This window comes from Pseudomonas sp. NPDC090203 (assembly GCF_044746765.1).
Lineage (GTDB): Bacteria > Pseudomonadota > Gammaproteobacteria > Pseudomonadales > Pseudomonadaceae > Aquipseudomonas > Aquipseudomonas putida_AD.
This window is the reverse complement of sequence record NZ_JBIVCV010000001.1, coordinates 606,438-620,332: the sequence shown is the minus strand read 5'-3', so window position 1 is coordinate 620,332 and position 13,895 is coordinate 606,438. Positions and strand designations below refer to the sequence as shown.

Below are 13,895 nucleotides of genomic sequence, written 5' to 3'. Positions count from 1 at the left end.
CGTTATCGTGTTCGGTGCGTTCCTGCCTGGTTCTCTGGTTGACGTGCGTCCAGTGCGCGTCACCACGCACCTGGAAGGCAAAGAGCTGGAATTCAAGGTCATCAAGCTGGACCAGAAGCGCAACAACGTTGTCGTTTCCCGTCGCAGTGTCCTGGAAGCCGAGAACAGCGCCGAGCGCGAAGCTCTGCTGGAATCCCTGCAGGAAGGTCAGCAAGTCAAGGGTATCGTCAAGAACCTCACCGACTACGGCGCATTCGTCGACCTGGGCGGCGTCGATGGCCTGCTGCACATCACCGACATGGCCTGGAAGCGCATCAAGCATCCATCGGAAATCGTCAACGTTGGCGATGAGATCGATGTAAAAGTCCTGAAGTACGATCGCGAGCGCAATCGTGTTTCCCTGGGTCTGAAGCAACTGGGTGAAGACCCATGGGTTGCTATCAAGGCTCGCTACCCGGAAAGCACCCGCGTTACCGCGCGTGTAACCAACCTGACCGACTACGGCTGCTTCGCAGAGCTGGAAGAAGGCGTGGAAGGCCTGGTACACGTTTCCGAAATGGACTGGACCAACAAGAACATCCACCCATCGAAAGTCGTTCAGGTTGGCGACGAAGTGGAAGTCATGGTTCTGGACATCGACGAAGAGCGTCGTCGTATCTCCCTGGGCATCAAGCAGTGCAAATCTAACCCATGGGAAGATTTCTCTGGCCAGTTCAACAAGGGCGACAAGATCTCCGGCACCATCAAGTCGATCACCGATTTCGGTATCTTCATTGGTCTGGACGGCGGCATCGACGGTCTGGTTCACCTGTCCGACATCTCCTGGAACGAAGTGGGCGAAGAAGCCGTACGTCGCTTCAAGAAGGGCGACGAGCTCGACACCGTGATCCTGTCTGTTGATCCAGAGCGTGAGCGCATCTCGCTGGGTATCAAGCAGCTGGAAAGCGATCCGTTCTCCGAGTACGTCACTGTCAATGACAAAGGCGCTATCGTTCGCGGTACCGTTAAAGAAGTTGACGCCAAAGGCGCCATCATCACTCTGGCCGACGACATCGAAGCTACCCTCAAAGCCTCCGAAATCAGCCGTGACCGCGTTGAAGACGCGCGTAACGTTCTGAAAGAAGGCGAAGAGATCGAAGCCAAGATCATCAGCGTTGACCGCAAGAGCCGCGTGATTTCTCTGTCCATCAAGTCGAAAGACGTTGAAGACGAGAAAGAAGCTATTCAGAGCCTGCGTAGCAAGCCTGAAACCGCAGAAAACACTGGTCCTACCACTCTGGGTGACCTGCTGCGTGCTCAAATGGAAAAACAGAACTGAGTTCTGTCTGACCATTGAAAAAGGGCGACTTCGGTCGCCCTTTTTTGTGGGCGGTGTTTTTTTCGGCAATCACCAGGCGCAAGTGATCACATAAGTGGGGCAGTGGGGCTGTTCAAATCCATTCGGTCATGCTAAAACCTTCAAAGCGCTTTACCTAGCTGCTTGAAAAAGAAGGGAAAAATATGACGAAGTCGGAGTTGATCGAACGAATTGTCACCCATCAAGGACTGCTCTCATCCAAGGATGTGGAGTTGGCCATCAAGACCATGCTTGAGCAGATGTCGCAATGCCTCGCCACAGGCGACCGTATCGAGATACGGGGCTTTGGCAGCTTTTCCCTGCATTACCGCGCGCCTCGTGTAGGCCGCAATCCAAAGACCGGACAGTCGGTCAGTCTGGACGGCAAGTTCGTCCCGCACTTCAAGCCCGGCAAGGAATTGCGTGATCGGGTGAACGAAGAGGAGGAGCATGAGCTCCAATAGCGTTCTAAAGGAGTGCTGAATGCGAAATCTCAAACGCCTGGTTTTTTTTATAGTCGTCGTGCTGATCGTCTCGGCGACGGTAGTATTCATGCTTGAAAACCAGCAGCCGGTGGCGTTGGTGTTCTTTGGCTGGTCGGCGCCCGAGTTTTCGGTGGCTGTACCGGTGATACTGGCGTTGTTGGTGGGGATGATGATCGGGCCTGTGTTGGCCTGGGGTGCGCGATTGCGTGGCAGACCCAAGGCATCTCGCGTGGCGTGAGTGTTATCTTCTTTGACTGAGTTGCCCCCTCCATTCCTCGGCTGGAATTCCAGTCCCCTCCTGTACAATGAGTCGCTGGCGAGCGCTGATCGAAAGGTCATTGGCTGGTCAAGATGGAGCTAGAGCCCTCTGGTTCGCGCCTTGGCGTCGGTGACTAATGCCCTTATGATGTCGTCAGGTAACGTTATTTATCTGAAAACATTGAAAATGTTGGGTTTCACCGCCGCGAGCAGTCGTAAAATCCGCCGCGAGCTGTAGAATAATGACCTGCTCGCGTACAGGCGCATTTCATGGATCCCTTGCACCGGCTTTATCGATTGCGGGACATCGAGCTCTGATTGCGGTTTGTAACACTACTAATACCTTCTCTGGCCAGCTTCGCCAGAAAAGGACCAAGGATTTTAGAATGGAATTGATTCCCGTAATCATGTCTGGCGGCGTTGGTAGCCGGTTGTGGCCTGTTTCCCGCGAGACGCATCCCAAGCCGTTCATGCAACTGCCGGACGGGCAGAATCTGATTCAGAAAACCTTCCTGCGTGCCTCTGCCCTGGACAGCGTTGTCGAGATCCTTACCGTCACCAACCGCGAACTGTTGTTCAAGACCGAAGACGAATACCGGGTAGTCGATCGTGCGCACCACGCGCAAAGCTACATTCTTGAGCCGTTTGGCCGCAACACCGCTGCGGCGGTTGCGGCAGCAGCCTTGCAGTTGCAGGAAACCCGCGGCGACGACGCTTGCATGCTGGTGCTCGCGGCGGATCATCTGATTCAGGATCAGGCGGCATTCGCAGCAGCCGTGAACAACGCCGTGTCTCTGGCGACTCAAGGTTGGCTGGTGACGTTTGGCATTCAGCCGACCTATCCGGAAACCGGTTTTGGCTATATCGAAGCCGACGCTGGAACCCGCCTGGACGCTGGCCAAAAAGTCGCCCGTTTCGTTGAAAAACCCAATCTGGAAACTGCCAGGAGCTACGTGAGTGCCGGTAACTACTACTGGAACTCCGGCATGTTCTGTTTCCGTGTCGGTACAGTGCTGGATGAACTGCGCGCCCATGCGCCGGATGTCGTGGATGCGGTTGTCCAGACAATCGAGGGCTCGCGCCTGTCGACTGCCAAGGGGTACGCCTGCCGTGCGCTCGATGCCGACGCGTTCGCCAGGGTGCCGGATATTTCCATTGATTACGCCCTGATGGAGCGCTCAGCCAAGGTCGCCACCATTCCTTGTGATATCGGCTGGAGTGACATTGGTTCGTGGAATGCCGTCAGCGAGTTGACCGGTGAAGATGAAAACGGAAACCGGTTCGAAGGCGAAGTGCTGTCCCACGGCTCGCGAAATAACTACGTCAACAGCGAAGAGCGCCTGACCGCCTTGGTCGGTGTTTCCGATCTGCTGGTGGTCGATACGCCGGATGCGTTGTTGATCACCAACAAAGAGCATGCCCAGGACGTGAAGCACATCGTCCAGCAGCTCAAGTCCGGTGGCCATACTGCACACTTGCTGCACCGCACAGTGCATCGTCCGTGGGGCACCTACACGACCCTGGAAAACGGTGAGCGCTTCAAGATCAAACGTATCGTGGTCAAGCCCAAGGCCTCGTTGTCGCTGCAGATGCACCATCATCGCAGCGAACACTGGATCGTGGTCAGCGGCATGGCCGTGGTGATCAACGATCAGCAGGAATTGATGCTGAACACCAACGAATCGACCTTCATTCGTGCCGGTCACAAGCACCGCCTGCAGAACCCGGGTGTGATCGATCTGGTTCTGATCGAAGTGCAGAGCGGCGACTACCTGGGTGAGGACGACATCGTCCGTTTCGAAGATAATTACGGTCGCGTGGATAACTAATCTTCATTTTCAGTGCCTAACCCTCGCCTCGGGCATGATGCGCGAGGGTTGCGTGCAGTCTGCCTTGCGGGCTGCTTCATACTGAACAAAGAAACCTTCGGGTTTTTTGTCGCATAGGTTTTTACACATGAATTCCGTCTATCCCGCTATTCAGACACGCTGCTTCAAAGCCTACGATATCCGCGGCCAGGTCCCCAATGATCTGGATGCCGACATTGCCTATCGCATTGGTCGCTCGATGGTCGTGGAACTGAGCGCCAAAAATGTCGTGGTCGGCAGAGACATGCGTCTCGAAAGTCCTTCACTCGCCCAGGCTCTGATCCAGGGCATTCGGGATGCCGGCGCGGATGTCATCGACATTGGCCTATGCGGTACCGAGGAAGTTTATTTCGCAACCAGTCATTATGTTGCCGATGGCGGCGTGATGGTCACCGCCAGTCATAACCCCAAGGGTTATAACGGCATGAAGCTGGTACAGCGTGAGTCGCGTCCAATCAGCGGCGATACCGGCCTTGACGCCATTCGCCAGCGTGTCGATGCCGGTGACTTCGGTGAAGTCGCCATGCAGCAGGGTGGTGTGAAGCCGGCTCCTGACAAGACTGCTTACATCCAGCATTTGCTGGGTTATGTCGACGGCGCGGATCTGCGTCCGCTGAAGATCCTTGCCGATCCGGGCAACGGTGCCGTTGGCCCGGCTTTGCAGGCGATCAAGGACAAGCTGCCGTTCGAATGGGTGATCATCAACGCCGAACCCGATGGCAACTTCCCAAATGGCGTGCCCAATCCGCTGCTGCCGGAAAACCGCAGCATCACCCAGGACGCCTTGCTCAAGCATGGTTGCGACCTGGGCCTGGCCTGGGATGGTGACTTCGACCGCTGCTTCTTCTTCGATGAGAAGGGCCGCTTCGTAGAGGGTTATTACCTGGTGGGCCTGCTGGCAGAGATGCTGCTCAAACAGCACCCTGGCTCGAAGATCATTCATGATCCGCGCCTGACCTGGAACACTATCGATCAGGTCAATGAGGCAGGCGGTACGCCCGTGCTATGCAAGACCGGCCATGCCTTCATCAAGGAACGCATGCGCAAGGAAGATGCGGTCTACGGTGGCGAGATGAGCGCTCACCACTATTTCCGCGATTTCGCCTACTGCGACAGCGGCATGATCCCATGGCTTCTGGTGACTGCGCTGATGTCGGTTTCCGGCAAAACCCTGTCCCAGCTGGTCGATGAGCGCATCGCCGCCTATCCATGCAGCGGTGAAATCAACTACAAGGTCGACGACGTTAAGGCTGTGCTGGGCAAGGTCTACGACCATTACGCCTCGACTTGCTCGAACATCGACAAGACCGACGGCATAAGCCTTGAGTTCGCCCAATGGCGTTTCAACCTGCGTGGTTCGAACACAGAGCCGCTGCTGCGCCTGAACGTCGAAAGCCGCCGTGATCCGCAACTGGTCGCGGCGAAGGTCAAGGAAATCGAGGGGTTGTTGAACAGTAAATAGAAGGATTTGACACACAGCCTCTGATCTAGAGATCAGGGGCTTAGGAGCCGTCCCATCGCAGGACGAAAATGTACTGTTGCATGCCCAATTTGAATGGTGAAGAAGATGAGTGACAAGAAAGTAGCGTTGATTACCGGTATCACGGGGCAGGATGGTGCCTATCTGGCTGAGTTCCTTCTCAAGAAAGGCTACTCGGTACATGGCATCAAGCGTCGTAGCTCGCTGTTCAATACCGCGCGTATCGACCATCTGTACCATGATCCAAACGCTCAAGGCTACGATCTGACCCTGCACCACGGTGACCTGACTGACTCCAGCAGCCTGATCCGCATCGTGCAGGAAGTTCAACCGGACGAAATCTACAACCTGGCAGCACAGAGCCACGTAGCCGTATCGTTCGAAGAGCCGGAATATACCGCCAACTCCGACGCCCTGGGTGCCTTGCGCCTGCTGGAAGCCATCCGCATTGCCGGCCTGGAAAAGAAAACCAAGTTCTATCAGGCTTCGACATCCGAGCTGTACGGTCTGGTTCAGGAAATCCCGCAGAAAGAAACCACGCCTTTCTACCCGCGCTCTCCGTACGCAGTTGCCAAGCTGTACGCCTACTGGATCACGGTCAACTACCGCGAGTCTTATGGGATCTACGCCTGCAACGGCATCCTGTTCAACCACGAGTCGCCGATCCGTGGCGAAACTTTCGTAACCCGCAAAATTACTCGCGCACTGGCCCGTATCAAGCTGGGTCTGCAAGAGTGCCTGTATCTGGGCAACATGAACGCTCTGCGCGACTGGGGCCACGCCCGCGACTACGTCGAGATGCAGTGGCTGATGCTGCAACAGGAAGTGCCGGAAGATTTCGTCATTGCAACTGGCGAGCAGCACTCGGTGCGTGAATTCGTCGAGCTGGCAGCCAAGGAAATGGGTATCGCAGTTCGCTGGGAAGGCACTGGCATTGAAGAGAAAGGCTACGACGTTGCAACCAACAAGTGCATCGTTGCTGTAGACCCTCGCTACTTCCGTCCTGCCGAAGTGGAAACCCTGCTGGGTGATCCATCCAACGCCAAGAACAAGCTGGGCTGGGTGCCGACCACTTCTTTCGCCGAACTGGTTGAGGAAATGGCTCGTGAAGACCTGCGTGAAGCCGAGCGCGACCAACTGGTCAAGCAGCACGGCTACAAGTATTTCAACACTCAAGAATAATTGGGGTCCTCAATGATTCCCGTATACCAGCCCCATTTGGGTGGCCGTGAAAAAGAGTACGTCAATCAGTGCCTCGATTCGACGTGGATTTCCTCGCGTGGCGAGTTCATCTCCCGCTTCGAGACCGGCTTTGCCGAGTACATCGGTTCTGAGCACGCGACTACCGTCAGCAATGGTACTGTCGCGCTGCATTTGGCCATGGCTGCACTAGAGATTGGTGCTGGCGATGAGGTCATCGTCCCGACGCTGACCTACATTGCATCCGTCAACACCATCATGCAGACCGGCGCGGCCGTGGTGTACGCCGAGTCCCTGGCTGATACCTGGAACGTGAGTGTCGCTGACATCAAGGCGCGGATCACACCCAAGACCCGTGCCGTGATGGTCGTTCACCTGTATGGCCTTTCCTGTGACATGGACGCCATCGTGGCCTTGTGCAAGGAGCACAACCTGCTCCTGATCGAAGACTGCGCTGAAGCGTTCGGCTCCCTTTACAAGGGGCAACATGTCGGTACGTTCGGCGACGTGGCGACATTCAGCTTTTTCGGGAACAAGACCATCACCACCGGCGAAGGCGGAATGGTTGTGTGCAAGGACAAGGCCGTGCATGACCGAGCCTGTCACCTCAAGAGTCAGGGCGTGTCCAAGACCCGTGAGTACTGGCATGACGAGCTGGCCTATAACTACCGCATGACCAACATCTGTGCGGCTATCGGCCTGGCCCAGCTGGAACGTGCCGACGAGACCATCGCCCAGAAGCGTCAACTGGCCGACTGGTACCGTGAAGCGCTCAAGGGGCTGCCACTGGTTCTGCACGCAGAGCCTGAAGGCTATCGTCACTCCTACTGGATGTGCTCGATCCTGCTGGACGACCCTGCCCAGCGTCAGCCACTGCGTGACCGCCTGAAAGAGAAGGGTGTCGAAACCCGTCCTCTGTTTCCGCCGGCGCACACCATGCCACACTGCAAGACCGAGGAAGACTTCCCCATCGCGCAGAGCCTGGGTTCGCGTGGCGTGAACCTGCCTAGCTTCCCTACGCTGACGCGTGAGCAGGTGCAGCAGGTGGCGGATGAGATCAGGGCGTTCTATTCGAACTGATTAAGTAAGAGCCGCTGGGTAGAACCTTCGGTTTGGTTTCAAGCAACACGCCAGGCAATGCCTGGCGTTGTCGCCAAATATTCCAGAGGAAATAATGATTTCATATTTTTCCCGTGTTTGGGGCGCACGATATTTTTGGGTGCATCTCGCTTTTGCAGACCTCCGCTCACGCTGGAGGCGTTCTTTTTTTGGAGTTCTGTGGTCGATCATTCAACCATTGGGATTGACGCTCTTGTTGAGTCTGGTATTTAGCAAAATCTTCAACACCGAGATTGTGACATACGCTCCCTATGTTCTGTCGGGCATCATTGTATGGGACTTCATTTCCGCTAATACAGTGGCGGGATCTCTGTCTTTCGTGCAAGCGGATTCGTACATCAAGCAATGCAACCATCCGTTGGCCATCTATACCCTGAGAACCGTTGTTGGCAGTTCGATCATCTTTCTGTTGGCCAGCCTTTCACTTTTCGTGTGGGTGCTCATCGTGATGCCCCAGAATCTGGGCTGGTGCTGGCTGGCTGTTTTGACACTGTATCCATTGCTGGCGCTGATTGCATGGCCAGTCGCGACGCTTCTTTCCTATTTCGCTACGCGTTTTCGTGATATCCCGCATGCCTTGGGACTGGTCATGCAGGCGCTCTGGTTCGTATCCCCTGTTTATTTCGAGGCGAAACTGTTTCAACAGGGCGGTTTGCATGCGCTGGTGGACTACAATCCCATTTACCATATCCTGCAACTCATCAGGGCACCGTTGTTGCAGGGCGAATGGCCAACGCTTGATAACTACATGTTCAGTTTTGGTACAGCACTGTTTTTTGCACTGCTGGCACTGCTTGTCGGGTCCAAGTCCGAACGAAAAGTGATTTTTTATCTATGAACAAGAATCGGATAACCCTCAGCGGTGTGAACCTGCACTACGCCTCCGTCGCCTATAAAGAGCGGTCGATGAAGTCACTTTTAGCGAGTGTACTCAAAGGGGGCGATCAAAGCAGCCGAAAGGTCGCGGATATCCACGCGCTGAAAGACATCAGTCTGGAGATCGTCAGCGGCGAGAGAGTCGGCCTCCTGGGCCACAATGGCGCGGGTAAAAGTACGCTGCTCAAAACCATGGCGGGTCTTTATCCTATCTCAGCCGGGCAGTTGGAAGTGGTTGGGCAGGTACGTTCTCTGTTTGATTTGAGTCTGGGGTTCGAGCCGGACGCTTCGGGTCGGGAAAATATTCTTTACAGAGGGCTGCTGCTCGGTCTTTCGCCACGCTTCATGCGAGAGAAAGAAGCCGCAATCGTTGAGTTCGCCGGTTTGGGAGAGTTTATCGACTACCCCATCAAAACCTATTCAGCTGGCATGCAAGTGCGTTTGGCTTTTGCTATTTCCACTACGGTGGGGGGCGACATATTGCTGCTGGATGAGGTGATCGGGGCAGGTGACGCGAATTTCATGGCCAAGGCCAAGGCGCGCATCAGCGAACTGATCGAACAGGCTGAGATACTGGTTTTGGCGTCTCACGACCTGAGCGCATTGCGCTCGATTTGTACCCGCGGTCTCGTGTTCCACCACGGATCGCTTATGTTTGACGGTGGAATTGAACAAGCCATCGCAGAATACGCAAGAATTAATGGATTGAATAATGTCGGCTAAACCGTTGCGTGTGATGTGGCTTCTGAACCATGGGTCGGCACGGAAGTTTGAACTCCCAATGCTCAAGGCAGTGGGTATCAATGAGATTTTCCTGCCTAAGAGTTTTCCGCAGGAGATCGGGTTTCGCTCAGCGAGCGTGGATTATTCCGAAGACGCGAATCTGACGATTCCGGCAGAAGACTTGGAAATCCTGAACGGTCAGAACTGGTACGTTGCGCCAACGAAAGAGGCGTGGGCCATCGCGAACAAGCATTTCGATATTTGCTTTTTCATCTGCCACTCCCCGGGCTTCATGAATGAAGTCGCTCGCTCGTTCGAGGGAGCAGCCATTTGGCGAGCATACGGTCTCGACAAGAGTCTGAGTTACGGTGAGGTTGTCAAGGTTCTCCATTACGGTAGTCAGTCGGTCAAGCGTTTGGGGCGGCGGCTCTGGTTCGGGATTGCGTACGATCACCTCGCGCAGATCGAGCCACTTTTCCTGCAAAAGCGGGAAGTCTATCTGCCCTTGGGGCTGAGCAATTGCACGATCACCGACACGTGGAAGGGACGTGACAAGCAGATTTTCTTTGTCTGCCCTGACATCGGCTTCAGCAGTTACTACAAAAAGGTCTACGACGAATTCCGGCGTGACATGGGTGAGTTCCCATACAAGATCGGCGGGTCGCAGCCTATTGAGGTGGATGATCCCGATGTACTCGGGTTTGTAACCAACGAACAGCATGAGCGGAACATGACCGAGTCACGACTCATGTTCTACCACTCCAGTGAGCCTAACCATATTCACTATCACCCGTTTGAAGCCATTCGGGTCGGCATGCCTCTGGTGTTTATGGCGGGCGGCATTCTCGATCGCATGGGCGGTATAGGTTTACCCGGGCGTTGCGTGAGCATTGCAGAGGCGAGGGACAAGATTCGCAGAATTCTCAATGACGACGAGAGGTTGATTCAAAGCATTCGCGGGTCCCAAGGGATCTTGCTTGATGCAATGCGTGCGGAAAACTGCGTTGACGCCTGGCATATCGGCTTCGAGAAAATTGTCGCTGAACTGGCTGGTTATCGCGATGAGCAGGATGAGCGGCCCGCGATCAAGAACAAGAAGATCGCTGTTGTGGTGCCCGTAGAGTATAGGGGAGGGAGTTTGCGAGGGGCCAAACTGCTGGCTCAGGCACTGTACTCCGGCAGTCGTGATTGGAATGAGCCGGTTGAGGTCGTGCTAGTGCATCTGGACTTGCCAGACAGCTATCCGGACGAAGAATTCTCGGACATGAGTGAACACATCCAACGGCGTACCTATCGTTGGCGGATGCTCGATGCGAAGACTGCGCGTCGAGCGATGCGATACGCAGGTCATGAGGGGTGGGAGCCTACGTCGAGCAATTATATGGTGCCCGACGACGGTATCAAACAGTTGCTGGACTGTGATGCCTGGGTCATTGTGTCGGACCGGGTCAATGCCCCGTTGCTTCCGTTGCGTCCGTGCCTGTTCATGGTTTACGACTATCTGCAGAGATACGAAAAGGTATTGGCTGGCGCGGATGAGCACTTCATCCATGCAGTCCGCCGAGCGCAAAAGGTCATGGTTACCACTGAATTCACGCGCAAAGATGCCATTCAGTACGCGGGGGTCGATGAAAAGCGAGTGGTCAAATTACCGATGCTCGCTCCCGATTTCTCTGTTGGAACCGAACACGCTTTGGCTGCGCCAGCTCTGGCCAAGTCCTATTTTCTGTGGACGACCAACGCCAGCGCGCACAAGAATCATGAAAATGCATTCAAGGCGCTAGGGTATTATTACACTACGCTGGGCGGCAAGCTGGAATGCAAAGTGACTGGAATCGGTACCAAGAAACTGCTTAAAAGCGAACTTAACCATCTTCAAGCGGCCATCAAGGTATTCAATGGCAACAAAACACTGAAGAAGCATGTCCGCTGGTTGGGAGAGCTGCCTGATTACGAGTATCGCGCCTGGCTGGAAAATGCGGCATTTCTGTTGCACGCCGGGAAAATCGATAACGGGACGTTTAGCGTCATCGAGGCTGCCTATTACAACGTACCGTCCGTGAGTAGCGATTATCCCGCCATGCGGGAAATTGACGAGCAATTCGCGCTGAATCTCACCTGGATGGATTCCGGTGATTACAAGGATATGGCTCATAAACTCAAGGAAATGGAAATCTCCCATTTGTCGAAGTCTGCCTTGTTGCCGAGCCACGAACGCTTGAATGAGCAACACGTAGACAAGCAGGGTGGCAAATATTGGGAGGAGATCAGAGAATGTCTGTGAAGTATTACGGTATTTACCTGGCTTATGCGCCAGGTCTTGACTTGCGCCATGAAGGCTTGGGGCGGTATTTGGCAGCGTTTGTGAAAGGCGCTTCCGAACGTGCGGATGTGAAATTCGTACTGGTTTGTCCCAGTTGGTCGCGGAACAGTCTTGTCGAGCTGTTTTCTAGCGAGGGCGTTAGCGATGAGCAGCTCGAAATCGTCAGTCCTGCGAGCAAACCAATGCTGTTGAGAGTATATGAGGCTTACCTCGATCGTAAAAAACGCAGGCGCAAGTCGGTCGTTCGGCGCTGGGTAGCCGACAAGTTTTACGGTTGTAAGCGTGCGCTACTTGAGCATGCAGAGCAGCGACTGGTTATGACTAACAGCATCGGTGGAATACTGCTGTTGCTCATAGAAGCATTCATTGCCGCTCTGGTGGCGGTGGCGATCAGCCCGTTGCTGCTTTTCCTGGTGCCGCTAGTGCTCTTGCGTATGGGCAAGCGTTTGGCGAGAAAAGTGCTAAAGCCGCTCAAAAAAATCAATATCTGGTTTACAGGGGCTGTGGGCGAGCCAAAAGACGATGCATTCGTACTGCGTCTCTATCGCAGGATGGAGGTCGTCGAGTCGGAGCGAATGCTTACAATCATCAACCGAATGCACAAGGTTCGGGCATGGTACAGCCCGACCGCGTTTTGGCCTGCATTCAATGAGATCAAGACGCCAAAGTTGATGTGCGTCCCTGATGTTGTGCTATCTGATTTCCCGGTGGGCTTTTCAAGGGTGGGTGGGGATCGATATCTCCAAACCTTCGAAGCGGTACGAAAGGCGATTCAGACCGGCGATCACTTTGTGACTTACAGCAACGCCATCAAATGGGACACGTTGGTTGATCACTATGCTGTGCGCCCTTCCAGCGTAACGGTCATTCACCACGCTCCGAACATTCTGAGCCAGTGGGTGACAACCCGAGGATTCAAGGACCTTGACGCGACGTCAACGCACTACTGCTCGACACTGCTATCCAGTGCGTTGCGTAAATCGTCGAACAAGAACTACACCGTAGGATTCATGAGTTCCGAGTTCAAGTTTCTGTTCTACGCCAGTCAATTCCGGCCGAACAAGAACATGCTGACGTTGCTCAGGGCGTACGAGTATTTGCTGCGCCACGAATTCATCACTCATAAGCTGGTGCTTACAGGGGATCCTGAAAAATTCCCAATGGTCAAAAAATTCATTGCCGAGCATGGTCTGCAGAATGACGTTTTGTGCCTCTACGGTTTGAGCGTTCAGGAGCTAGCCGCCTGTTATCGACTGGCAGACGTTGCTGTCAACCCAAGCCTGAGTGAGGGCGGCTGCCCATTTACCTTCACTGAGGCGCTGTCGGTTGGTACTCCTGTGGTAATGGCCCGTATCGCGGTAACCGAAGAGGTCCTGACTGATGAGGAAATGCGGGAGAAGACTTTCTTCGACCCATACGACTGGCGTGATATGGCCGCAAGGATTCAGTGGGCTCTCCACAATCGGGAAGCACTGGTCGATCTGCAGAAACAGACATATGAGCGTTTGGTGAGTCGTACCTGGACTGATGTGGTCAACGAACATATCGACGTGCTTGATTCGATCTCTGCTGAAGTTCAGCCAGTTTTGAAAGAGGCGGTAGCATGATTGTACCCAAGCGGCTACTGGTCTTGGGGTTCGGGGGGCATGCGCGGAGTGTGGCGGATGTCGCGCTCTCACTGGGTATCAAACAGCTATTTTTTCTTGATGAGAACGCCAGACCGGAAGAGCAGTTTTGCTCGTTTCCGGTTAAAGCCGCAATTGATTTCGTTCCCGATGAAGAGTGGCAGGCACTACCTGCCTCTGGAGATAACGCCAGGCGCAGAGAGCAAATCGCTTGGGCAGAGCAGAATGGCTTCAAAGTTGCTACGCTCATTTCTGACCGTGCCACTCTGGGGATCGGTGCGAGGATAGGAGCTGGCAGTTTCGTCGCCCACCATGCGCACGTTGGCCCAATGGCAAATGTCGGAAAAGCTTGCATTATCAACACCGGCGCGGTGGTTGAGCATGAGTGCACAGTCGGCGATTACACGCACATTTCGGTCAATTCAGTCGTGGCCGGCCGTAGCCGTATAGGCAACCAATGTTTTATTGGGGCAAGTGCGGCTGTAATCGACGGCATTTCAGTGGGGGACGAGGTCGTTCTCGGCGCGGGTGGTTGTGCCGTTCACAGCCTTACAGAGCCGGGGGTTTACATCGGTGTACCTGCTAGGCGAATGGGTTCATAA

Annotated in this window: 12 protein-coding genes; all 12 read left to right on the top strand. The window is 54.6% G+C overall.

Annotated elements, in window-relative coordinates; translation table 11 throughout:
• Window positions 1-1,318 (top strand): 30S ribosomal protein S1 (gene rpsA, locus ACIPO9_RS02835; RefSeq protein ID WP_400778766.1); only part of this gene is annotated, 1,318 nt, incomplete at its 5' end.
• A gap of 182 nt (window positions 1,319-1,500) precedes the next feature.
• Window positions 1,501-1,800 (top strand): integration host factor subunit beta, encoded by a 300-nt coding sequence (ihfB, locus tag ACIPO9_RS02830; protein ID WP_037011901.1) that lies wholly within the window; start codon window positions 1,501-1,503, stop codon window positions 1,798-1,800.
• Window positions 1,801-1,819: 19 nt separating this feature from the next.
• Complete coding sequence (locus ACIPO9_RS02825) at window positions 1,820-2,059, top strand: lipopolysaccharide assembly protein LapA domain-containing protein (RefSeq protein ID WP_400778765.1); 240 nt, start codon at window positions 1,820-1,822, stop codon at window positions 2,057-2,059.
• 406 nt (window positions 2,060-2,465) lie between these two features.
• The gene (locus ACIPO9_RS02820; protein ID WP_400778763.1) at window positions 2,466-3,908 is read left to right on the top strand and encodes a mannose-1-phosphate guanylyltransferase/mannose-6-phosphate isomerase; all 1,443 of its coding nucleotides are present in this window, start codon (window positions 2,466-2,468) and stop codon (window positions 3,906-3,908) included.
• Window positions 3,909-4,035: 127 nt separating this feature from the next.
• Entirely contained in the window at window positions 4,036-5,409 is a 1,374-nt protein-coding gene (locus tag ACIPO9_RS02815) for a phosphomannomutase (protein ID WP_400778761.1), read from the top strand.
• A 105-nt stretch (window positions 5,410-5,514) separates the two neighbouring features.
• The gene (gmd, locus tag ACIPO9_RS02810; RefSeq protein ID WP_400778759.1) at window positions 5,515-6,609 is read left to right on the top strand and encodes a GDP-mannose 4,6-dehydratase; all 1,095 of its coding nucleotides are present in this window, start codon (window positions 5,515-5,517) and stop codon (window positions 6,607-6,609) included.
• Between the two features lie 12 nt (window positions 6,610-6,621).
• Window positions 6,622-7,707: a DegT/DnrJ/EryC1/StrS family aminotransferase gene (locus tag ACIPO9_RS02805; RefSeq protein WP_400778757.1), complete on the top strand. Its 1,086-nt coding sequence runs from the start codon at window positions 6,622-6,624 to the stop codon at window positions 7,705-7,707.
• A 94-nt stretch (window positions 7,708-7,801) separates the two neighbouring features.
• Entirely contained in the window at window positions 7,802-8,584 is a 783-nt protein-coding gene (locus tag ACIPO9_RS02800) for an ABC transporter permease (RefSeq protein WP_400778755.1), read from the top strand.
• Complete coding sequence (locus ACIPO9_RS02795; RefSeq protein ID WP_400778753.1) at window positions 8,581-9,345, top strand: ABC transporter ATP-binding protein; 765 nt, start codon at window positions 8,581-8,583, stop codon at window positions 9,343-9,345. Before ACIPO9_RS02800 ends, ACIPO9_RS02795 begins: the two co-directional genes overlap by 4 nt.
• Window positions 9,335-11,629 carry a glycosyltransferase gene (locus ACIPO9_RS02790; protein WP_400778751.1) on the top strand — a complete coding sequence of 765 codons (2,295 nt, stop codon included), beginning with the start codon at window positions 9,335-9,337 and terminating at the stop codon, window positions 11,627-11,629. The genes ACIPO9_RS02795 and ACIPO9_RS02790 overlap by 11 nt, the downstream gene beginning before the upstream one ends.
• Window positions 11,620-13,275, top strand: coding sequence for a glycosyltransferase (locus ACIPO9_RS02785; RefSeq protein WP_400778750.1), 1,656 nt, complete (start codon window positions 11,620-11,622; stop codon window positions 13,273-13,275). The genes ACIPO9_RS02790 and ACIPO9_RS02785 overlap by 10 nt, the downstream gene beginning before the upstream one ends.
• Window positions 13,272-13,895 carry an acetyltransferase gene (locus ACIPO9_RS02780; protein ID WP_400778749.1) on the top strand — a complete coding sequence of 208 codons (624 nt, stop codon included), beginning with the start codon at window positions 13,272-13,274 and terminating at the stop codon, window positions 13,893-13,895. Before ACIPO9_RS02785 ends, ACIPO9_RS02780 begins: the two co-directional genes overlap by 4 nt.

Bases quoted from the DNA above. Each gene is read 5' to 3' on its own strand.
- ACIPO9_RS02785 (WP_400778750.1), top strand. From the start codon at position 11,620: ATGTCTGTGAAGTATTACGGTATTTACCTGGCTTATGCGCCAGGTCTT.
- ACIPO9_RS02820 (WP_400778763.1), top strand. From the start codon at position 2,466: ATGGAATTGATTCCCGTAATCATGTCTGGCGGCGTTGGTAGCCGGTTG.
- ACIPO9_RS02815 (WP_400778761.1), top strand. From the start codon at position 4,036: ATGAATTCCGTCTATCCCGCTATTCAGACACGCTGCTTCAAAGCCTAC.
- ACIPO9_RS02780 (WP_400778749.1), top strand. From the start codon at position 13,272: ATGATTGTACCCAAGCGGCTACTGGTCTTGGGGTTCGGGGGGCATGCG.
- ihfB (WP_037011901.1), top strand. From the start codon at position 1,501: ATGACGAAGTCGGAGTTGATCGAACGAATTGTCACCCATCAAGGACTG.
- ACIPO9_RS02795 (WP_400778753.1), top strand. From the start codon at position 8,581: ATGAACAAGAATCGGATAACCCTCAGCGGTGTGAACCTGCACTACGCC.
- ACIPO9_RS02790 (WP_400778751.1), top strand. From the start codon at position 9,335: ATGTCGGCTAAACCGTTGCGTGTGATGTGGCTTCTGAACCATGGGTCG.
- ACIPO9_RS02805 (WP_400778757.1), top strand. From the start codon at position 6,622: ATGATTCCCGTATACCAGCCCCATTTGGGTGGCCGTGAAAAAGAGTAC.
- ACIPO9_RS02800 (WP_400778755.1), top strand. From the start codon at position 7,802: ATGATTTCATATTTTTCCCGTGTTTGGGGCGCACGATATTTTTGGGTG.
- gmd (WP_400778759.1), top strand. From the start codon at position 5,515: ATGAGTGACAAGAAAGTAGCGTTGATTACCGGTATCACGGGGCAGGAT.
- ACIPO9_RS02825 (WP_400778765.1), top strand. From the start codon at position 1,820: ATGCGAAATCTCAAACGCCTGGTTTTTTTTATAGTCGTCGTGCTGATC.